Here is a 20,559-nt window from a genome sequence, read left to right as displayed (position 1 = left end):
CCGGCACACGTTCCCCAGAGGGGAACGTGTGCCGGGCGCTGGCGGGAGGTCAGCCAGCAGTAGGCGTCGCATCATGCCGCCAGCGCGGTGATCTTCAGGAGTCAGCTGCCGATGTGGCCGCAGGCGGTGTCGACCTTGTTGGCGTCGCTCTCCAGCTTGGACTGCAGGTCGGCGCTCGGCGCGGTGCCGGTGCTGACCGCGGTGTACATCTGCTGGTAGTCGGCGGCCAGCGCGCTGATCGCGTTCTTGGCGTCGGCATTGCCGGCCTTGGCCCCGGCGGCGTTCAGCTGGTCGGTCGCGTTCTTGAGGTCGACCTTCAGCGCGTCCGGGTTGCTGGCGTCGGCGCTGATCTTGTTCGAGTAGGTGGTTACCGTGCTGGTGGCGCTGGTGCACCCGGGATCGATGGCCTTGACCACCTTCGAACCGATCACCATGAAGACCGTGATGCCCACCGCGATCGAGAGCAGCGAGACGATGAGGCCGATGATCGCCGGCGCTTTGCCCTTGCCGGCGCTCTTCGACTTGACCAGGCCGATGATGCTGAAGATGAGGCCGAGCGGGGAGAAGAAGAAGGCCAGGATCAGACCAGCGATCGCAAAGCCGTTCGATCCGGTCGGCTGCTGGGCCGGATCCGGGTAGCCGTACGGCTGCTGCGGCGCGCCGTAGGGCTGCTGGGGGGCCTCATTGGAAGGTATGGACACGTCAATCCTTAGGGGGACAGGAGGATGGCCGCATACGAATACCGGAAGCCCACGCTCCTTGGCAACTCTGAGTAATGACAGCGGGCCGTGAGGCGAGGCCAAACTCGGCCCGGCACGTGGCTGCGCAAGCAGGCCAAGGCCCGTGCCGAGGGCAGGCTGACCGAGCAGCAGACCGCGCTTCTGGACGCGCTCCACGGTGTAGGGGGTGAGCGGCAGACCCAGGCACCGGCGGGCGGCTCCGGCCACGGCGCTGTCCAAGTGCCTGCCCGTCGTCCGGCGGCCAGCGTGCATCACCAGCGCGGTGTAGCTCTCGTCCGGGACGGACGCCGGGGTTGTGAGGCCGGTCGTCCACGTACGCTGCCAGACCTGGGCCGACACCTTCAGCCGCAGCGTCGTGGTGCACATGTCGCTGATCAACTCGCTCGCCGCTGGCCCGCCGAACCGATCGGGCAACCCGGTCCCGTCATCCCGGGATCCCGGCGCCACGCGGCCGCCGGGCGCCCTCACACTCGGATCGCCGCGGACCCCGGTTCGATCTGACAGAACGTCACGAGTCGCGTACGGCGGACGCCCCGTCGCGCGGCGACCAACATCTTCGGCATGATTCGCACCTTACGTTCGCCTTTGCCGCCTTCCAGATGCCAACCTGTGTGACCGTTTGATCCCCGTCCACGCCGAGCGCCCGCCGTGCTCGACCTGAAAGGCCCGCTGGTGGGCCCGAGGGCTCCGACCGGGAACTGCACACCCACTGCACACCGGGTTCGGGCCCGACGGGAAGGTGCCCCGGATGCTCGCCCGGCTGCTCGGTCACCGGTTCGCCATGGCGGGCCGGGGCGCCTCCATGCCCTGTTCGCCCCGGTTGTGCCGGATTGTCGGGACGGCGACAGCCGCGACGGCGGCGAGCACGGCGTTGCCGGTCAGGAACCAGAAGGTGCTCGTGTAGCCGGAGTCGAGGGGGAACGGGCGCGTGGCCGTGACCCCGGAGGACAGGATGCTGGCCGCCACCGCGCTGCCGATGGCACCGCCGATGGTGCGGATGTTGGCGTTCATACCGCTGGCCACTCCGGTCTGGGACGGCGGGACGGCCTCGACGACGATGGCGGACATGGCAGAGAAGGCAAGGCCGAGGCCGACCCCGACCAGGGCGGAGACGGTGTAGAGCTGCCAGGGGTGGTCGTGGCTCACGGCCAGCATCGCGAACGGGACGATCGTGACCAGGCTGCCGGCGATCAGCACGCGCCGGGAACCGAAGCGGGCGGCCAGTGGCCCGGCGAGGACGCCGAGGATGAACATGCCGGCCGTCAGTGGCAGCATGTAGAGGCCGGACTGGGCGACGGTCGCACTGAAGCCGAAGCCGGCGAGCTTTCTCGGCGTCTGGGTCAGCTGCGGCAGGAACGTCATCGTGGTGTACAGCCCGACGCCGAAGAGCAGCGCGACCAGGTTGGCGGTCCACACGGCCGGGATCCGCATCATCCGCATGTCGATCAGCGGTGCGGCGGAGCGCAGCTCGATGCGGATCCAGCAGGCGCCGAAGAGCACGGCGGCGGCGAACAGGCCGGTGATCCAGGGCGAGCTCCAGCCCTGGCGCGGCCCCTCGCTGACGGCGAGCAGCAGTGCGACCAGCCAGGCGGAGAGCAGCAGTGCCGCTCCCCAGCTGATCCGCCCGGGGGTGCGCACGGGGGACTCGGGGACGAACAGGTGGGTGGCGACGGTGGCGACGGCCGTGAGGCTCATCGGCGCCCAGAACAGCCAGTGGTAGTCCAGGTGGTTGATGATCGGTCCGGCCAGGATCAGCCCGAGTCCGGCGCCGACGGCACTCAGTGCCGCCGTGACGCCGACGGCGCCGCGGACCTTCGTGGCGGGGAACTCGTCGCGGATGATGCCGAACGCCAGTGGCACCACGCCGCCGCCCAGGCCCTGGAGGACCCGTGCGACGATCATCAGGCCGATGGAGTGGGAGAGGCCGGCCATCGCGGCTCCGGCGGTCAGCGCGAGGAGGGTGGCCACCAGCATCCGCTCCTTGCCGGTCCTGTCCCCGATCCGGCCCAGGATCGGGGTGGCCACGGAGGCGGACAGCAGGTTGCCGGTCATCATCCAGGTGGCGGTCTCCTGGGTGGTGTGCAGTTGCTCGATCAGGGTCGGCAGGACCGGGATCACCAGTGATTGCAGCAGGGAGTACGCGCCCACGCCGAGGAGCAGCACGGCGAAGGTCACGTTGTGGTGCGGGTGGTTGCCTGTGCGGGGCATGGGTGTGGGCCTCCAGTGGTAACACGTGAGCGGAGATCGGATACCGGCCCGGGGACGAGCCGCGGCCGGCGCGGGATTCCCGCCATCGCCGGCGTGCAGGTGGGGCGCGGCGCCGAAGCCACGCCCGTCCGTGACGGGGGCACGGACGGGCGTGGCTTCGGTGGCGGTGAGCCCGGCTGCCGGAGCCGGCGTGGGCGCCCTCACGGTTCGGGGTGTCGATGCCGGCCGTCGACAGCCGACCCGGCCGGACGGCGTGTCCGCCAGGTCAGCGGGCGCTGCCGATGTTCCGGTCGGCGTCGGCGCCCTGGAGCATGAGGGTGGTCTCCTCGATACGGCGGAACCGGCCGTCGGGGGCGAACTCGCCGAAGAGGTAGACCTCCACGCGCACGGAGGAGCCGTCGGTCTTGCGGATGTCGATGATGTGGCGGTCCGCGTAGAGGTCGCCCTGCACGAGCTCCTCCAGCACCTGGATCTCGCCGCCGGCGACGATCGTGCGCAGGTGGGCGATGTGGGCCGTGAACTCCTCGCGGTTGTCCCAGCGGCCGTCGGTGCGCTGGCGGTAGTCGGGGGCGAAGTGCCGGTCGACGGCCTCGGCCAGCTCCAGACCGGGGGTGAAGAGCAGGTCGGTGAGGGCGGCGACGACGTCGGTGCGAGTGGCGGCGGCGGTCATGAGGGTCTCCTCTGGATTCACGTTCCGGCAAGATGTGCGTGCGTCGAGCACGCATCTGCACAGTACTACAGATTGCGTGCGCTGCGCACGCTAAACTGGAGTCATGCCGAACGACGTGGGACACCAGATCGCCGACGCCCTGGGAACGCTGCTCAGGCGCGACACCCGGGCACAGCTGTACCAACGCCTGACAGACGACCTGGGCGAGGCCGTGGACGAGACCACGTACCCCGTCCTCAGCGGCCTCGCCCGCACCGGCCCGCGCAGCGCCGCCGACCTTGCCGGTGAGATCGGCCTGGACCGCTCCGGCGTCACCCGCCGCGCCACCCGACTGGAGGAAGCCGGCCTGCTGCGTCGCGAACCCGACCCCCACGACCGCCGCGCCACCCTGCTCGCACTGACCGCGACCGGACGACGGGCGGTCGAAACCACCCGACAGCGCCTCGCCACACACATCGAGGCGTGCCTTGCCTCCTGGCCACCTGGCGAGGCGCAGACCTTCGCCCGCCAGCTCCACCGCTTCGTCACCACCGGCCCCTTCGCGGAATCGTGACGCCGGCACGCGGATCCGTGTCGCCGGCCGGTGAGTGCCTGCCTCCGAACCTCACACGCGCGGAGACCAACGGCTCGACGCCGGGCCGGGGCGGAAGCCGCACAGGGTGCGCAGGGCGGTGAGGCAGTCCGCGGCCCGGCGCTGCGGGTCGGTGTCGGTGCTGGCCCAGGCGATCCGGGCGTCCGGCCGGATGAGGACGGCGGTGACGTCCCGCCAGATCGGCTCCGTCGTTTCGGCGCTGACGGCAGCCGCCCGCCGTTCCAGGCCATCCGTGGGGCACGGCGTCCGCGTCCCGCCGAGGTCCAGCAGCAGCGGCCGGCCGTGGTGCATCAGCGGGTGGGCGGTGGGTGCGTCGGCCGTGTCCAGGGCGAGGCCGGCCAGTCGCGTGCCGGTCAGCGGGTGCGCGCCGGGTGCGGTGTCGGCGGGGAGCGGGTCGTCGAAGCCGGCGATCCGGCGGGCCCACTGGCGGTTGGTCGCCGGTTCGGCCAGCGCGGCGGACCAGACCTCGCGCAGCGCGATCTGCTCCGGGCTCTTTGCGGCGAACAGGGCCAGTTGCGCGCGGGTGTTGTCGATGACGGCCCGGGCGGCCGGCCGGCGCTCCGTGTCGTAGCTGTCGAGCAGTCCGTCGGGTGCCCGGCCCTGGAGGGTGGCGGCCAGCTTCCAGCCCAGGTTGGTGGCGTCCTGGATGCCGAGGTTCATGCCCTGCCCGCCGGCCGGGAAGAACATGTGCGCCGCGTCCCCGGCCACCAGCACCCGTCCGGCCCGGTACCGCGCGGCCTGGCGGGTGGCGTTGCCGTAGCGCGACAGCCACCGGGGGTTGCGGATGCCCAGGTCCCGTCCCAGCAGCGCGCGGGTCTGCTCGCGCACCTCCTCCAGGGTCAGCGGCTCGCCGGTGCCGCGGTGCATGGTGGCCGTGGACAGGCCCGCCAGCCGGTGGGCGCCGTCGCCGATCGGGGCCGCCAGGAACGAACCGGCCGGCCCGGTGGCGGCGAGCGGCGCGGTGGGCGGATCGTCGAGTTCGACGTCGGCGAGCCACCCGGTCAGCGTGGTGTCCTGACCCGGGAAGTCGATGCCGGCCGCCTGGCGCACCGCGCTGCGGGTGCCGTCGCAGCCCACCACCCAGCGGGCCTGCACGGTCCGGTGGGTGCCGCCGGCCCGGATCACCGCCTCGACGGCATCCGGGCCCTGGGTGAGCGAGACGACCTCCTCACCGCGCAGCACCCGGGCGCCCACGGCGACCGCGTGCTCCTCCAGGAGCTGTTCGGTGACGGACTGACCGAGGGCCAGCATGAACGGGTGCACCGCCCCGATCGTGGAGAAGTCCAGCCGGGTGGTCGCCGCGCCGAAGTGGCCGGTCGGCACCGGGGTGCCGCGTTCGATGAACCGCTCCGCGAGTCCGCGGGTGGCGAAGGTGTCCAGCGTGCCGGCCTGCATGCCGACCGCGCGCGACCGTCCGTCCGGTGCCGCCCGGCGTTCCACGACGGTCACCTCCACCCCGTGCAGGCGCAACTCCGCGGCGAGCCAGAGCCCCACCGGGCCGGCCCCGGCGATGAGCACGTCGAGCATGACAACCACTTCCTCTCGCTCTTGTCCGTTGGACAAGAGCGAGCATGCCCTAGAATTGTCCATTGGACAACTGGGGTGCGGAAGCCGACCGGAAAGGCGCATCGGATGGGTACGACACGGGGCGAGATCGTCGCCGCCACGCTGGAGGTCCTCGACGAGCACGGGCTGGACGGGGTGACCATGCGGGCCGTCGCGGCCCGACTCGGGGTGCAGCACAACACCGTCCGCTGGCACGCCTCCAGCAAGGGCCGCCTGCTCGAACTGGCCTCCGACGAACTCCTCGCGCACTGTCTCGACGAGTCGCTGCCCGAGGCGTTCCCCGACCGGCTCAAGGAACTGAGCCGCCGCTGCCGCGCGGCGCTGCTCTCCCACCGCGACGCCGCCAGAATGGTCGCGGGCGTCTTCGCCGCCGAGCCCCGCACGCTGCGCTACGCCGACACCGTGATCGCCACCCTGCTGGCGGCCGGCCACTCGCCGCGCACGGCCGCGTGGACCCACTGGTCGATCTTCTACCTGACCCTGGGCCTCACCCAGGAACAGCAGGCCGCCCAGGAGACCGCACCGGCCCTCCTCCCGGACCAGGTCCCGGCCGGCACCTACCCGGCCCTGGCCGCGGTCCTGCCGTACGTCGGCCCGGACAACTTCGACCAGCGCTTCGAATTCGCCCTCGACCTGATCATCGCCGGCCTTCTCCGGGCCGAGGGGCCGGTCGGCTAACCCCATCCTCCGCATGTGACCGGTTCGGATGAAGTGATGATGTGGCCGGTACGTCAGCGGGGCCGGGTCGTTGGGCAGGGCGTGCCGATATCTCGTTCGCGGCGCTCCCCCGGTGCACCAACGCGTTCGCCCTACTGCGCCTGATGCTGATGAGCGGCCGCGAGAAGGACATCGAGATCCTGGCGCTGCGGCACCTTCTGCTCCCGGTTCGCCCGGACACGATCCTGCGCCGGCACCGCGACCTGCTCATCGGCGGGGAGGGGCGACCAGCCGGCCGCCCCTCCCCCACCGTGTCTCATCCCGCGTTTTCCGGACCGGCAGCCAGAGCCGACAGCACATCGAGCTCGTGGCCGATCGCCTCGCGCAAGGCGTCATGCGCCGGTCCGAGCGCGCTCGCAGGATCGCGCCAGTTCTCTGCGGGGTACAGCCACACCGGGTAGCGGACGAGATCCGGGCTCTCCCACTCGAACCGGGGCCACACATGCGCGTGCAGAAAACCGTCGGTATTGCCGAGGATCTCCAGGTTCACACGCCTGAACTCCGGGTCCAGCCGCCGGCAGGCCCGCTCCACGGCCTCACCCAGGCGGTCCATGTCCGCCAGGAAGGCCATCCGCTTGCTCCGCGGAAGGTCGGACAGGCGCTGCACATCGGGCTCGTCCACCAACAGAACCGAATAGCCCGGCAGGAACTGCACGTCGCCGATCACCGCAAAGCCGGCGTCAAGCCGCCGGAGCACAGTGGGATTCGCGCCCTTCAGGGCACTGCCGATCCTGTCGTCCCGCCAATCGTCAACCATGACACCGCACCCTACCCGCGTGTGATCAAGCAGGACTCAGCCGGCCGCTGCCGATGATGGTCGCTCGCCGCTCCCCAGACTCCCCGCTCCGTTCAAAGCCGGACGACATGAGGCGAAAGCAGCGCCGGCCAAGATCGAGCCAGTCTCATCACCCGGCAGCGCCGATGGCGGGCGGCCGGGAACACCCAGGACGCGGTGACCTCGACCGGCCCGGCCGCGGTCACGACGGTGCGGGGCAGGCGGTGGTCGTTGCGAACCACCGGACGGCGCCCGCGCTCGTCCCGCTCGGCCGCCAACTCGGCCAGGTACTGGTTGACTTCCGCCTCCAGCGCGGTGGCCAGCACCCGGCGGGTGCCCGGGTGGCGTTCGGCGACATCGCGATGGAATAGGCGGAACGGGCCCCCGTCCCCCACCGGACGACAGGGCGCGGGCAGCGAGCGGGCGGTGTGTGTGCAGGCGGCTCGGCAGGTATCGGAGTACCGCCGGTAGGACTGCTCGGTGCGCCGGTGGCCCCCTTGGCGCTCCCAGGCATGGCCCCAGTTGAACAGCACGGAGCTGAGAGACCCAGGAGCGGGAATGGTTCCGAAGCGGTCCACATAAGCTCTTCTTCGGATTGCCGAATCCCTGCTTCTGAAACCATCATCGTGAGTAACATTGCACTCACTCTGTGAAATTTCACAGCCTGAAGGATATGCGCCCAAGGATAACAATGGGATAACGGTGGACTAGACCACTCGGGCCGATGTTCGCCAAGTCGCTTCCATGAAGCACCCGTTCACCAGCGGAACCCGCCTTCTATGCGTGTAGCCCGCAAGCGACCCGGACTTCCCCGTTCCGGTTATGACACAGCTCTGCCAGACTCCCCCGCATTCGGTTTCACCTAACGGGGAGTGAGATCTGACGCATGAGCAGACACCGCAGGAAATACCGCCGGTTGGGCGTGACGGCAATCGCCGCCGTGCTGGCCGGCGCGGCCGCGCTGGGTATCGGCGCAGTGGCCCAGGCGGGCCTGGTCAAGGGAACCGTCATCGGGGGACGGGGTAACTACAGCACCGTCAACGAGCGCGTGCTCTCTTCGCTCTCGGCCCGGGTCTCCGGCCAGGCCGCACCGGGCGACCGCATCCCGATGATCTGCCGCACCACGGGAGACACCGTCGAGGACGACAACCGCTGGATCTGGTCCGGGGCCTACTACATCGCCGACGCCTTCATCAGCGAGGACACCGGGAACCTGCCGCTCTGCAGCTCCACCCGGCCCACCAGCTGGACGGCACTCGACATCACCATGCAGAAGCAGGTCCAGGACCAATGGTGCTGGGACGCCTCCGGCCTGACGATCGCCACCTACTGGGGCTACAACCAGTACAGCCAGTACGACTTCTGCCGTCTCGCCCAGCAGGGGCGCTGGCTCGACTGCAACGACCGGCCCGCCACGCTGGACGACATGGCCAACGGCCTGTCCGCCATGGGCTTTCGCAACGGCGGGTACGACCTGAACCGCAACGCCTCGTTCAGTGAGGTCGCCAACGAGATAGCCAACGGGCGGCCGTTCGCGGTGCGCATCGGCTGGGCCTCGGGTGGCGGGCACATGAACGTCATCTACGGCTACGACAGCACCAGCAACATGATCGCGGTGGGCGATCCGTGGCCCAGCACGCAGACGTACACCTGGTGGAACTTCAACACCTACGTCGACAACGGCTCGTTCCGGTGGACCCACTCGCGGGTCGGCATCCACGCATGAGGAGACAACCAACGATGAGGACGCTGAAGGTGGTCGCTCTCACCGCCGCCGCACTCGTGGGCGTCGGCGCCGCCACCACGGCGGCCCGGGCCGACAGCGGGAGCGAGGTCCCCGACTACGGCGCCGCGCAGCAGGTCCTTCGCTCCGGCCAGACACACGACACCGTCTCCCGCTTCCTCGGCGCTGCGAAGACGGCCGCCGTGCCGGGCGGCGGGACCGGGACCGGGACCGGCGCCGACGGCGGCAGCGCGGGCGGCCGGCCGAACACCCCGAACGCGGTCGCCGCACCGCCGCCGTTCGAGCTCAAGGACCCGGTGCCGATGTACGAGCTGTCGGTGGACTTCGTCACGGGCAAGGCCCAGCCGACACCGCAGAACGCGCTCAAACTGTCCTACCTCGCCTCGCGGGTGAGCGCGGCCGACGGTCACCAGGCCGCCGTACTGCTTGCTCCGCCGGCCAAGGGCGGCGGCTGGCGGCTGGCGGGCATCCGGGACGGCGACAACGAACTCAAGCTCGCCGAACGAGCCACCGCCGGCACGCACGTCTTCACCGAGCCGCAGATCCACGCCTGGTACCGGCTCACCGAGAGCGGCGACGTCGAGCCGCTCAACACCGAGGCCACCACGGGCCTCGGCGGCAAGCAGAGCCTCCCGCTGGCCGCCTACCAGAAGCTGGTGACCACCCGGTACGCGGACAAGCTCCCGGGATCCGGGTACGACCGGAACGGGCTTGCCGGCGGATTCGGCCTGTTCGACGGCACGGGACCCGCAGACGGGGCACCGTCCGGAACTCCACCGCAGGCCAGCCCCGGAGCACCGTCCGGGACGCAGACGTCGCCGGCCTCGTCGGCCTCGGCGTCGGCCGATCAGCCGTCCCCGGTGTCGTGGCAACTGCCGGCGGCCGGAGCCGCCGCGCTGGTCGGCGGCGGCGCCGGTCTCTGGCTGCGCCGGCGCCGCGTCGCAGCCACGGACTGACGCCCGAACGACGAACACACGAGGCACCGGGCGACGGACGAACGCCCCGTGCGCCCGGTACCTCGTGAGCCCCGGCTGCGCGAAGGTTGCCGCGCCGGCGTGCGCCAGTCGGCCGACGCGGCAGCCTCTCGATCCGCGGGTTCGGAGTTCGGGTCCCTGGCAGCGCACCCCCGTCGGGGGTCCGGCTCGGTTTTCCGAGCCGGACCCTGCGTTCTTGACCACGTCCCGTCTCGAATGATCTGCAGGGTCCGCGACTCGGTGCGCACTGGTTCCTGCGGGAACGTCGGAATCCGGGTGAAGTGGGCGGCCGCGTCGGTGGATGCTGCGCAATCGCCGGTTTCCCGGGCGGGGAGGGTTCTCGATGTCTCCGTCGCCGTGGTTGAGGTAGGTCTGGAGCACCAGCCGCGTGTCTCCCACCGGCCAGTGCGCGACCTCGTCGGACTCCCCATAGAACAGCTCTTCTTCACCGTGAACCGGTTCGCCGTAGTGCGCCGATATCTGCTCGACGACGTCGCCGAAGTACCCGCTGTGGTCGAAGATGGCGTCGCTCGTGTCCCAGTCCCACTCGCCGACATAGGTGCTGGCCAGGAGGAAGACCGATCCGCAGCGCACCTCCGCCAGGTCGGATTCGTCGAGTTCCTCGAACTCGTCGGGGTCGTGGGGACCGTCCCCGTTGTGGAACGCCGCCGGCGGCAGGAACCGTTGCGGCTCGCTCTCCATCAGCCACTGCACCAGTTTGACGACAAGGAGGCCGGGAACTCCCCCGGCCAGTAGGACCACCCGCCTTGGGGGCGGCCCGGAGGCCGGGCCGCCCCCAAGGCGTTACGGAGCGCGCCGCCCAGGCCCGTCTGCCCCCGGTGCCGGTGGCCCGTGGCGCCGTGATGTGGCGGCCAAGGCAACCTGGGGCGGCAAGGGCGTGGTCTGGAGGGCTGAGGGGGTGCTGATGCACACAGAAGAAGAGGCCGATTTCCAGGCCTTCACCCGTACCAGGTGGGCGCACCTGGTACGGACCGCCTACCTGCTCACCGGCGACTGGCACCACGCAGAGGACCTGGCCCAGACCGCGCTGGCCAAGGCCTACCGATCCTGGCGGCGGGTCAGCAAGGCCGACAGCCCGGACGCCTACGTCCGGCGGATGCTGGTGACGTGCAACAGCGACCGGTTCCGCAAGCGGCGGGTCGCCGAGCGGCTCACCGAGGCGCTGCCGGAGGTCGCCGCGCCCGGCGACGCGGTCGGCCAGATCGACCAGCGGCGGAGTCTGCTGGATGCACTGGTCGCGTTGCCGGCCCGTCAGCGGGCCGTGGTGGTGCTGCGCTACTGGGACGATCGCACCGAGGCGGAGGTCGCCCAGGCGCTGGGCTGTTCGCTCGGCACGGTCAAGAGCCAGGCCTCCAAGGGGCTGGCCAAACTGCGGGCGCATCCAGGGCTGGCGGCCATGCCCGCCGGCCCGGGAGTGTCGGAGGGCCGCTTCGTACCGGGCCGGATCTCGTCCGGACTCGACGAGTTCATCACCACTGCTGCTGGAGGAAAGCGATGACTGGGCCGGATTTCGAGGCGGCACTGCGCGAGCAGCTCGCCGTCACGGTCCTCGACCGGACGCCGGGCGAGGCGCCCTACGAGGCCATCCGGCGGCAGGGCCACGCGGCCCGCCGGCGCCGCACTGTTGTTCTCTCGGCCGCACTGGTCGGCCTGATCGCACTGTCGGGCGCAGCCATCTCGGCCGGCAGCCACGAGAATGCGCACCCGGCCACCGTAGAGGCCCCGGCCGCGGGCGGTACGGCCATTCCCGTCTCCGCTTCGCCTTCCACCGCCCCGGCGACGCCCAGCGCGACGCCTGTGGCCGGGCCGCTGCCCCCGGCGTCGGCCGCCCAGTTGGTCGACGGCATCACCCTCGAGCAGGCCGGTACCGCGCTCGGGCAGTGCCTGGACTACGACCAGCAGATGCAGTCCAGGTTGCAGGCCCAGATGCCGACCGCCGCACAGACCACGCACCCGAGCTTCCCCGTCCACAACTTCGGAGCCGTCTCCGATTACCGCATCCTGCTGGCCATGAAGAGCACCGGGGACGACAACTCCCCCGGCGATGGCATCGTCGTCGTCGGTGTCAGTCAGGGCCCGCACCCGACCCGGATGGTCTGCCACCAGACCGACGGCAAGGCCTCCGGCCTACAGACCGGCGGCGCCGACCCGCGGGCGGGCGGCCCGGAGGGCCTGGTGAACCCGGACATCAACGGCGGCAAGCTGTACCGGCAGGCCATGATCGACGGCCATGCGTGGAAGCTGCCGTACCGCTGGGGCAGCATCGGCACCTTCGCCCCCTCGGTCGCCCGGGTGACCGTCTCGTACGGCGACGGGCCGGCCGTGGAGGCGGCGCTCGACCACGGCTGGTTCGCCGCCACCGGCATCCTCAACGACTCGGTGACCCGGACCCCGCGCATCAAGGGCTACGACACCAGCGGGAAGCTGGTCTACGACTCCGACAGCGACAAGGGCTACCAGAAGGATCTCTGATCCGACGGGGTCGCCACAGGGCGCGGACACCGTCCCGGCAACGACCGGCCGCGCCCTGACTCGTCCTGCCGGACCTGCAAGGGTCCCTGGGCGGCTCTGCAGGCTCCCCGGGCGAACTGGACCGCCCGAGCAGTTCCTGTCACTCGACCCGCTCGACCCGGACCTCGCCATCAGGTGGCCGCCCGAGCCGGCCTCCATCGTCACGCGCACCACCGTCAGCTTCATCGAGGCCCGAGACCGCGGGACCGGCGGGGGCCGTCGGGATTCCTGCGACGAGAATCCCGACAGCCCCCAGCCGCCCCTTTCGGCCGGCTGCAGCCTTTCCCGGCCGCGAACTGCCCGGAGCGGATCAACCCCTGATCTCACGCAAATTTGACATAGAAATCGAGGAGCGAGGAGTTCACGCTGCTGCAGTAGGCATAGCTCCACAGACCGCTGCCGGTCGGCTTCCACGCCCCGTACACGTTCTGGCCGTTCTGACAGACGGCCACGGCCTGGAAGACGATGGCGGTGTTGGAGCGGGGGCAACTGGCCCCATACGTGTTGCCGTCGTACCACTCGGTGCAGACATCGGTCGTTGACGCCGAGGCCGACCCGGCGGTGCCGACTCCGAGTGCGAGCGAGCCCGCGGCAACTGCCGCCAGTGCCAATGCGCGTACCTTGAGCATCAAATCCCCTCCAGCCAGGCGGATGTATCCCCACATCGGGGAGAAAGCCCTTTCCTTTCACCTGGCCCGCGCTTGCTCTGCGGACCGTCATCAAATCTAGAGCAATCGCAGGAGACGTCTGGTGCCGTATTGCACAGTCAGCGGCTTCGTACGGTGTCGAACCGCACAGTCATCCCTTTACGGGCCCGATATTTCTCCACACACAGTCGCAAAACCGGCAGGCAGGTGTCTATTGAGAGAAAAGGTACGGAAAATCCGGCACTGGTCGAGGCCTGGACGGGATCGCCGCCGTGCTGTCCGGCGGCGGCGGCCCGACGGGGCCGGCCGTCGGGCTGTCGTCCTGGTCATCGTCCCGCTCGTCGCTCCGATCACCGTTCTGCCAGTTCGAGGGCCCGTCGGGCGAGCCACAGGTCGTGGACGGAGGTCGGGGAACGCGTCAGGGAGCGTTGCAGCAGCTCTTCGGCCCGTGCCAGGCGCTTGCGGACGGCGGACGGCGAGAGGGACAGCGCCTCGGCCGTCGGGCCGAGGCGCGCGTCCAGGCGCAGCCACGCGGCGAGCGTCTCCGCAATGGCTGTCGGGGCATCGGCCGCCCGGAGCGGACGGAACAGGCGGTGGGCCCAGGCCCGGACGCGGGGCAGCGCGAGGAGATCGTCCAGGGTGGGCGCCGGTTGGCCGTCTGCGGTGGCGTCGCCGTCCCTCCGGGGTGGCGCACCGGCCGCGGTCGTGTGCAGGGCGAGGGCCAGTGCGGACCGGTTGGCGAGCGGGGCGAGGTCCAGGTGCAGCAGGTCCTGGACGGAGGTCAGGCGTGCGGCCAGGGTGTTGCGGTGGATCTTCAGATGAGCCGCCGCACCGGAGGAGAAGCGCAGCCATGACGCGGCGGTGGCCATCAGCTCGGCGCGGTCCGGGTCCTGAGGGCGCCTCGGTCGGTGGAGCCGCATGGGTGAGAGGAAGGAGTCGGCCCAGTCCGCAGCGGGCGCTCCGATGGTGAGTGCGAGGTCCGGCTCGGCCGCGAACGTCGACAGCCGGTCGGTGCGGTGACGGGCCGCGGCCAGGGCGTGGAAGGCCTGGGCGTAGCCGGTGACGGCTTCCCGCAGGGGCACTGCGGTGCTCACCCCGATCCAGCAGGTGTTCGCCGCTGCGGGCCGGTCGGTCGTCCAGGCCGGGAGGGAGGCGGCCGCGGGCGCGAGGACGATCATGTGGTCGTTGTGGACGGGGCACGGCACGGCCCAGGCCCCCTCGCCCGCCTCGGCTATCCGGTGCGCCATCTCGTCGCGTGCCCCGCGTGAGCCTTCGACGACGTACACCTGCACGACTTCGGGCAGCGCGGGTTGCAGTGTTCCCGAGATCTGTCGGGCCGTGGCTGTCTGGCCGTCCATCAGCAGGTTCAGGACGGCTTCCCTGACCCTGTCGTCCGCGGCGCGGAGCCGACGCTGCCTTCGCCGGACTTCTTCCGCCTGCCATGTCAGGCCGAGGACGGATGCGGCGTCCGCGACCACGACCGGCAGCCTCGGAGGCGCCGGCCGCTGTGCGACCACGGCGAGGAGGGGCATTTGTCCGGTGTCGTCGAGGGTCAGGGTGAAGCAGGTGAGATCGTCCTGATCGACGGCCACGGACCGGAGCCGCCGGCTGGTGATCTCCCGCACGCCGCGCAGGCAGAGGGCGCGCGCGGCGCCCCCTAACGCGGGCGCCACCGCACTGGCCGCGGTGCCGGAGGGGTTCATCAAGAAGGCTTCGGCCCCCGTCCGGTGCGCCAGCCAGCGGAGTACCTGCGTCGTCCCGCCTTTACGAGCGGCGCGATGCATGGCCAGGATGTCGTCCGCCCGTTCAGCCTGCCGGGTCGCTGCTATACCGCGAATATCATCAGTCCCCACGCTATTCCCCCGGTATCTTCCGATGCGTCGGACTGCAGAGTACACGCGGCGATATTTCGGGCCCCGACAGGACAACTGTGCACTTCGGCACCCTGTGAAGCCGCCAACTGTGCAGATCCGCACTGCGATCCTCTTGCCATGGCCCGTAGATTCGACGAGGAGGCTGCGACCTGGGGCGAGGGTCAGGAGCCGTTCCGGCGTGGAAGCGTGAATCTTCTTGATTGGCGGTGAATATGCGGCTCTGACATGAACTGCGGGCAGACACGACAGCGGATTGTGCCGGGCCAGGCCCTGCGCAGCCGCGCGGTCAGGGCGCGGTCCGGGCCCTCCATCAGGTGCAGGTAGGCCAGGTCCAGGCCGGCGAGCCGCTCCAGCGGCGCCTCGTACACCTCGGCCGGGTCGTCCTCGGCGATGTCGTTGAACGGGTTCCCGGGCGAGATCCGCAGGCCCACCCGGTGGCTGCCGATCACCTCGGCCACGGCCGTGACGACCTCGACGGCGAAACGGCTCCGGCCCTCGACCGTGCCGCCGCCACCATGACCCGCACCGTCCAGCGCCTGGAACAGGCCGGCTTCGTCCGCCGCCGCCCCTCCCCCACCGACAAGCGCGCATCCCTCATCGAACCCACCGCGGCCAGCCACGCCCTGCGCCGCGACCACCAGGGTGCCGGGCCTCGTTCGCGTTTGCGGGCATTGGCAGGTCAGGACGGTGGCAGCCACCGGCGACCGACTCCGCCGGGCCGGCACCGCGCTGCCGAGGCGTCAGCCGTGCCTACGGGCAGATCCACTGGTGCCCAGGGCACCCGGACGAGCAGCCGGATCTGCCGGTCGGGACGCGGGTACGGTCTGCCGGGAATCGTCCAGGACGGCCGGGCGAGCCGAGGCCGGCGGCTGGGACGGGGCGGTGGCCGGGCGGGAACCGCACGACGCCCTCGCCAGGGCACAGGTCCGCCGGCTGGCCACGATCGGCCGCCGCACCGTCGGCGCCATCGCCGGTCCGGTCGTCCCGCATCGTTGACGGCCTCGACCAGGAACGCGAGGGCGAACATGGTCGGGGTGATGTTGTGGGGGCCGGTCCGCGGGCCCGCTCGGGGGTTCGGGGGCGGACCGGTCTCTCCTACTATGCGCGGGCAACCCCCTTGGCGCCGCCGGGGTTGGCCCGGGACGGTGCCGGCCGTCCTCCGGAAGGCCGGGCCGGACCGAGAGGCCTCAGGGTGTGTCGTCGGCCCAGGCGGTGAACCCGGTCGAGGCCTTCGGGTCTTCCGCAGACAATTCGCGCGTTGTTGTGAACCAGATCTGCACGAACCGGATCAGGCCACGGCCGGGATCGCCGGAAGCCTCCGGCGGGAGCAGGAGCACCGAGGACCTGGCCCGGAAACCGTGGGCACCGGGCGTTGGTGTGGGGGCTGCCGCACCCACACCAACGCGGTCACGCCTTCGGGAGGGTTATCCCCAGTTCGAGCATCGCCGGCGAGGCCGGGCCGCCCTCGGAACGCTCGGTCTTGTAACCCTTGACACCGGGGGCGACGGTACGCGGGTCAACGGCCTCCGACGGGGCGCCGGTGGAGTAGAGGCCGTCGGGGTCCTGGTCCCGGTCGTGCGGCAGGAGCCAGAAGACGCGCCGGCGGAAGGTGCCCGAGGCGCGGGAGGACCTGGCGTCGGGGCCGAGCATCGCGTAGCCGACCATGCGGCCGTCGCGGTGGTAGGCGGGGCGGCCGCGGCGGGTGGTGAGGCGGTCGAGGGACTGGCGCACGTAGTCGAGGTCGGTGGTGTCCTCGAGCCAGACGAGGTCGGTTTCGTGGGCGAGCTCGGCCGGGTCGATCAGCGCGCTCACGCGTTCTGCTCCTCTGTGTCGTCGGTGATCAGGCCGATGCCCGGGTAGTACTTGCGGCTGTTGGACAGGACCATCTCCTTGGGAGAGGTCATACCCAGTGTCTCCCGAACTCGTGCGGCGAACGCACGGCCGGATACTGGATTGGCTCCTTCGAATCCGCACCAGCGGGTGTAGGCGCCGAAGAGCTGGGACTGTTCGGCGCGCATGCCCTCGCCTGTGATGCAGGCCTCCTTGAGGAAGCGGCCGACGTGGTCCTCGGTCTCGGCGTAGGCGGTGGTGGCGGTCTGGACGCGCTGGGGGCCGGCGAGGTCCTTCTCGCCGGCGAAGTAGCGGCGGGCGCCGTCGATGAGCCAGGCGAGGATGCCGGGGCCCTCCTCGGCGACGAGGACGTGCGCGAGGTTGTCGATCTTGCGCTCCTCGGGGACGACCCGTTCGAAGGGGATCAGGCGCATGCGGCGCCAGAACGCGAAGCCGCCGGTGCCGACCTCGGGGCGGTGGTTGCCGAGCAGCCAGAGCTTGTGGGTCGGCTCGAAGGAGAAGAAGTCCTGGCGCATCCGGCGGGCCTTGATCTTGTCGCCGCCGGTGAGGAGCTTGACCCTGGCCTCGTCGAAGCGGTCGCCCGGCTTGAGCTCGGAGCAGACGATGATGCGCCGACCGTGGAGCTCGGCCAGGTCGGTGGGGTGGCCGTCGAAGGTCTTGGCCATGAGGAAACCGGGCGGGGCCGCGTCGGCGTAGTCGCCGAGGAGCTGGATCATGACGTCCAGGAGGACGGACTTGCCGTTCTTGCCCTGGCCGTAGAGGAAGGGCATGACCTGGGCACCGACGTCGCCGCTGATCGAGTAGCCGAGGAGCAGGTGGAGGAAGTCGCGGGTCTGGCGGCCTTCCTTGTCGTCGCCGAAGGTGTCGGTGAGGAAGCGGTCCCAGCGCGGGGTGGGCATGCGGGCAGGGGCCAGCGTGGTGGAGCGGGAGTGGTGGTGGACCCGGGGGTCGGGCGGGACGATCGCGCCGGTGCGCAGGTCGACCACGCCGCCGGGGGTGCACAGGGCGTAGGCGTCGGCGTCGAGGAGGGAGGCGTTGAGGACCATGCCGGGGGCGGACTTGGCCTGGGCCAGCATCGCGTTCATGCCCGAGGTGGACAGGGCCCGGCGGCGGTGACGGCGCAGGTCGGTGTTGGTGTGGACGCCCCTGGGGTCGTGGGCGGCGATGTTCTCGGCCATCTCGCCGGCGGCCCACAGGACGGTGTCGTCCTCGTCGAGCTGCCAGCGGTGGGTGGCCCAGCGGTACCAGCCGATGCCGGGGACGTGACGGTAGTCGCGGCCGTAGAGGTGGACGAAGAGCTTGGCGTTGCCGCGGTCGGAGAGGGAGTCGGGCAGGAGACCGTGGGGACTCGCTTCGGGGCCTCCAGTGGCCTGCGCGGCACCATGCGCAGCGGCGTGTGCAGCGGCGGCGGTGGCCTTCGGGGCTGTCTGCGAGGCGCCGGTGGGCGGGGTGTCGAGGAGGCTCTCCTGGACGGCGGTGCCGTGCCAGGGGGCCGGGGAGGGACCGGGGACCGGGGGGTACTCCAGGATCTGCTGGGCTGCGGCCACGGGGTCGAAGACCGTCCTCTTGCGGGGGCTGTCGTTCATCCGCGGGCCTCCCTGACGTGCAGGGGCTGGCGGGCGCCTGCGGCGAGGCCCGAGCGGATGACGGCGGAGCTGTGCCTGTCCTGGTGGGGACGTGCGGTGTGGGCGGCGTCCTGGAGGAGCCGTTCGGCGGCGGTGTGGGTGAGGTGGCCTGCGGAGACGAGTCCTCCCACCGTGTAGGCGGCGCGGTTGAGCTTGCCGGTGAAGCCTGCGCCCTCGGGGGTCGAGGCGCAGTCGGTGACGTCCTGGAGGACGGTGTCGAGGATCCGTTCGGCTCCGCGCTTGCCGCCGCCCGCGGCGACGACGGCCTGGCGGGCGCGGGCGGGGACGGCCGGCTGGGGGGCGGACTGGTGCCCTGGGCGGCTCTTGAGGTGGCCGGTGCGGACGAGTTCCTCGCTGAGCCACTGGGGCAGGAGAGCGGGCGTTCTGGCGCCTGGAAGGGCCTCGTACGGGCCGGCGCCGGTGGCGGTGCCGGGGGCGACGATGTAGCCGCCGTGGGCCCGTACGTCGACCTGCCAGGCGAGGGCCCTGCCGTTGGAGGAGCCGGTGGAGCAGGTGAACCCGAGGTGGGCATGGTCCTGGTACCAGATGTGCAGTCCGCCGGAGGGGGTCCGCACGCGCAGGGTCTCGGTGTCGGCGGCCGGGTCGGGGGCTCCCCGGAGGGCGGCGAGCAGGGAAAGGGTGTGGAAGCCGTTCTCGAGGCCGTCGAGGCTGACGCCCTCGTGGATCGGGATGCCGGGCAGGATCCGGTCTCGGGCGGGGACGGGGACGGTGTGGCTGTCCACGTCGATGACGACCAGTCCGGCGGGGCCGCAGGCGACGCCGGTGCCGAAGTCGGGGTTGACGCGCCACCAGGCGGTGAGGGTGTCCTGGTCGAGGGTGGCGGCGTGGAAGCCGTGGCACCAGCGACCGACGGGGATGCAGGGGCAGCCGGCGGGCGTGTGCGGGGATTCCTGGCAGGGCTGGCAGTTGGCGGGCGGCGTTTTGCGTCCGGGGGCGAGTGGGTGGACGGGCCAGCCCTGGGCAGCGCACCAGCGGGCGACGGTGAGTGAGTCCGCCTGGCGGACCGTTCGGTCGCTCCCCACGGCCTTCGGCGCCGTCACGCTGGTCCCTTCCCCATGGTCAGTAGCTGCTCGGTCTTCAGTCGCTCGTTCAGTAGCTGGGGGCAAAAAGCCTGGTCAGAGCACTCTTGTGTGCCGGATCAGCGACTGAAGCGACCGAAGTTCAGAAGATAGCTCACACAGACTAGCCGAGCGAGCACGTTCGGGCCCGGACTGCCGGACTTCGAGGAGAAACTCAGCGACCGAGCCTGGGGAGAGCGACCGAGTCGCTTCGGTCGCTGATCCTGGGTGCTGAACGTTCTCGCAGGTCAGAGCCGTTTTTCACAGCAAACAGCGACTGAAGCGACTCAAGCCCGGGTCTATAACGCGCACACGCACACGGGAATGTCTTCATATACCCGACCTTCGGTCGCTTCGGTCGCTGTTGGGAGGGTTGCATGTGCTCTGACCTGGGGTTTTGTCGAGCGACTGAAGCTCAGCGACTGAAGCGACCGAGTCTCTCTCGCCGGGTCGCTCGGCGTGTCGCGGGTGTCGGGATCTCTTGGAAGTCCCTGGCTTCGGTCGCTTGGGTAGCTTCAGTCGCTCGGTCGCTCCCCTTCCGTCCGCTGGATTGATCGGCTGCTGCGGTCGACGGTGGCGCCCGCGCCAGGCCGGGTGTCAGGCGGTGAGTCGCTTGGGTCGCTGAGTCGCTGAGTCGCTGTGACCGTCGCTGCTGCTTCAGTCGCTCCCCTGTTCCGGAGCGGCAACAGCTCCGAGCCGCTCGGCTTGCAGCAACAGCTCCGAGCCGCTCGGCTTGCAGCAACAGTCGCTGTCGGTCGCTCAGGAGTCTCCGGAGCCTCATGAGCAGCCACGTTGAGCCGGGGCCGTGCGAACGTGGCCGCGGTGTCGTGGCCGCAGGAGCCGTGAGTGGGGTGTCGAGCTGTTGCCGCGGTGCCCCCTCCGCGGGTCTTGCTCCCAGCCGGCAGCGACCCAAGCGACTGTGGCACGGGGTTGCCGATGCCATTTCCGTGTGCGGGCTCAGAGAC

At 70.8% G+C, this 20,559-nt stretch carries 17 protein-coding genes and 3 pseudogenes; 8 read left to right on the top strand and 12 right to left on the bottom strand.

Annotation, left to right across the window (positions count from 1 at the left end):
• Positions 1–101: 101 nt before the first annotated feature.
• The 3 genes from ACWCXH_RS23910 to ACWCXH_RS23900 all read right to left on the bottom strand — a co-directional run bounded on the left by ACWCXH_RS23910 (position 102) and on the right by ACWCXH_RS23900 (position 3,618).
• Positions 102–1,118, bottom strand: a complete 1,017-nt coding sequence (locus tag ACWCXH_RS23910; RefSeq protein ID WP_449803493.1) for a hypothetical protein — start codon at positions 1,116–1,118, stop codon at positions 102–104.
• 390 nt (positions 1,119–1,508) lie between these two features.
• Complete coding sequence (locus ACWCXH_RS23905) at positions 1,509–2,948, bottom strand: MFS transporter (protein WP_449803492.1); 1,440 nt, start codon at positions 2,946–2,948, stop codon at positions 1,509–1,511.
• A 265-nt stretch (positions 2,949–3,213) separates the two neighbouring features.
• Complete coding sequence (locus tag ACWCXH_RS23900; RefSeq protein WP_449803491.1) at positions 3,214–3,618, bottom strand: nuclear transport factor 2 family protein; 405 nt, start codon at positions 3,616–3,618, stop codon at positions 3,214–3,216.
• 103 nt (positions 3,619–3,721) lie between these two features.
• Between ACWCXH_RS23900 and ACWCXH_RS23895 the strand changes: the two genes are divergently transcribed.
• Positions 3,722–4,171 (top strand): MarR family winged helix-turn-helix transcriptional regulator, encoded by a 450-nt coding sequence (locus ACWCXH_RS23895; protein WP_449803490.1) that lies wholly within the window; start codon positions 3,722–3,724, stop codon positions 4,169–4,171.
• 51 nt (positions 4,172–4,222) lie between these two features.
• Here ACWCXH_RS23895 and ACWCXH_RS23890 read toward each other — a convergent pair whose 3' ends face one another.
• Entirely contained in the window at positions 4,223–5,737 is a 1,515-nt protein-coding gene (locus ACWCXH_RS23890) for an FAD-dependent monooxygenase (RefSeq protein ID WP_449803489.1), read from the bottom strand.
• A gap of 105 nt (positions 5,738–5,842) precedes the next feature.
• On the opposite strand from ACWCXH_RS23890, the gene ACWCXH_RS23885 reads away from it, so the two are divergent.
• A complete protein-coding gene (locus ACWCXH_RS23885) occupies positions 5,843–6,454 on the top strand; it encodes a TetR/AcrR family transcriptional regulator C-terminal domain-containing protein (protein WP_449803488.1) in 612 nt (203 codons plus the stop codon).
• A 295-nt stretch (positions 6,455–6,749) separates the two neighbouring features.
• Here ACWCXH_RS23885 and ACWCXH_RS23880 read toward each other — a convergent pair whose 3' ends face one another.
• Positions 6,750–7,250 carry an HIT family protein gene (locus ACWCXH_RS23880; RefSeq protein WP_449803487.1) on the bottom strand — a complete coding sequence of 167 codons (501 nt, stop codon included), beginning with the start codon at positions 7,248–7,250 and terminating at the stop codon, positions 6,750–6,752.
• A gap of 191 nt (positions 7,251–7,441) precedes the next feature.
• Positions 7,442–7,606 (bottom strand): annotated as a pseudogene (locus tag ACWCXH_RS23875) (IS256 family transposase); the annotation flags it as partial.
• Positions 7,607–8,154: 548 nt separating this feature from the next.
• Here ACWCXH_RS23875 and ACWCXH_RS23870 point away from each other — a divergent pair.
• The 5 genes from ACWCXH_RS23870 to ACWCXH_RS23850 all read left to right on the top strand — a co-directional run bounded on the left by ACWCXH_RS23870 (position 8,155) and on the right by ACWCXH_RS23850 (position 12,479).
• On the top strand, positions 8,155–8,994 hold the full coding sequence (locus ACWCXH_RS23870; RefSeq protein ID WP_449803486.1) for a papain-like cysteine protease family protein: 840 nt from the start codon (positions 8,155–8,157) through the stop codon (positions 8,992–8,994).
• 14 nt (positions 8,995–9,008) lie between these two features.
• Positions 9,009–9,968 carry a hypothetical protein gene (locus ACWCXH_RS23865; protein WP_449803485.1) on the top strand — a complete coding sequence of 320 codons (960 nt, stop codon included), beginning with the start codon at positions 9,009–9,011 and terminating at the stop codon, positions 9,966–9,968.
• A gap of 234 nt (positions 9,969–10,202) precedes the next feature.
• The gene (locus tag ACWCXH_RS23860; RefSeq protein ID WP_449803484.1) at positions 10,203–10,742 is read left to right on the top strand and encodes a hypothetical protein; all 540 of its coding nucleotides are present in this window, start codon (positions 10,203–10,205) and stop codon (positions 10,740–10,742) included.
• A gap of 169 nt (positions 10,743–10,911) precedes the next feature.
• Entirely contained in the window at positions 10,912–11,505 is a 594-nt protein-coding gene (locus tag ACWCXH_RS23855) for a SigE family RNA polymerase sigma factor (protein ID WP_449803483.1), read from the top strand.
• Positions 11,502–12,479, top strand: a complete 978-nt coding sequence (locus ACWCXH_RS23850; RefSeq protein ID WP_449803482.1) for a hypothetical protein — start codon at positions 11,502–11,504, stop codon at positions 12,477–12,479. The genes ACWCXH_RS23855 and ACWCXH_RS23850 overlap by 4 nt, the downstream gene beginning before the upstream one ends.
• 362 nt (positions 12,480–12,841) lie before the next feature.
• Here the strand turns inward: ACWCXH_RS23850 and ACWCXH_RS23845 are convergent, their stop codons facing one another.
• From ACWCXH_RS23845 to ACWCXH_RS23835, 3 genes and pseudogenes are all read right to left on the bottom strand, one after another.
• A complete protein-coding gene (locus tag ACWCXH_RS23845; RefSeq protein WP_449803481.1) occupies positions 12,842–13,147 on the bottom strand; it encodes a hypothetical protein in 306 nt (101 codons plus the stop codon).
• 368 nt (positions 13,148–13,515) lie between these two features.
• Positions 13,516–14,868 carry a helix-turn-helix domain-containing protein gene (locus tag ACWCXH_RS23840; protein ID WP_449803480.1) on the bottom strand — a complete coding sequence of 451 codons (1,353 nt, stop codon included), beginning with the start codon at positions 14,866–14,868 and terminating at the stop codon, positions 13,516–13,518.
• Positions 14,869–15,296: 428 nt separating this feature from the next.
• Positions 15,297–15,548 (bottom strand): annotated as a pseudogene (locus ACWCXH_RS23835) (oxidoreductase); the annotation flags it as partial.
• Here ACWCXH_RS23835 and ACWCXH_RS23830 point away from each other — a divergent pair.
• Positions 15,537–15,674 (top strand): annotated as a pseudogene (locus ACWCXH_RS23830) (MarR family transcriptional regulator); the annotation flags it as partial. The pseudogenes ACWCXH_RS23835 and ACWCXH_RS23830 overlap by 12 nt on opposite strands.
• 772 nt (positions 15,675–16,446) lie before the next feature.
• Here the strand turns inward: ACWCXH_RS23830 and ACWCXH_RS23825 are convergent.
• The 3 genes from ACWCXH_RS23825 to ACWCXH_RS23815 are packed head-to-tail and all read right to left on the bottom strand — an operon-like array spanning position 16,447 to position 19,576.
• Positions 16,447–16,851 (bottom strand): DUF6009 family protein, encoded by a 405-nt coding sequence (locus ACWCXH_RS23825; RefSeq protein WP_449803479.1) that lies wholly within the window; start codon positions 16,849–16,851, stop codon positions 16,447–16,449.
• Entirely contained in the window at positions 16,848–18,476 is a 1,629-nt protein-coding gene (locus tag ACWCXH_RS23820; RefSeq protein WP_449803478.1) for a DNA primase family protein, read from the bottom strand. The genes ACWCXH_RS23825 and ACWCXH_RS23820 overlap by 4 nt, the downstream gene beginning before the upstream one ends.
• Positions 18,473–19,576, bottom strand: a complete 1,104-nt coding sequence (locus ACWCXH_RS23815) for a bifunctional DNA primase/polymerase (RefSeq protein WP_449803477.1) — start codon at positions 19,574–19,576, stop codon at positions 18,473–18,475. The genes ACWCXH_RS23820 and ACWCXH_RS23815 overlap by 4 nt, the downstream gene beginning before the upstream one ends.
• Between the last annotated feature and the right edge of the window lie 983 nt (positions 19,577–20,559).

The organism is Kitasatospora sp. NPDC001660 (genome assembly GCF_053596725.1).
This window is presented reverse-complemented; position numbering and strand designations above follow the sequence as displayed.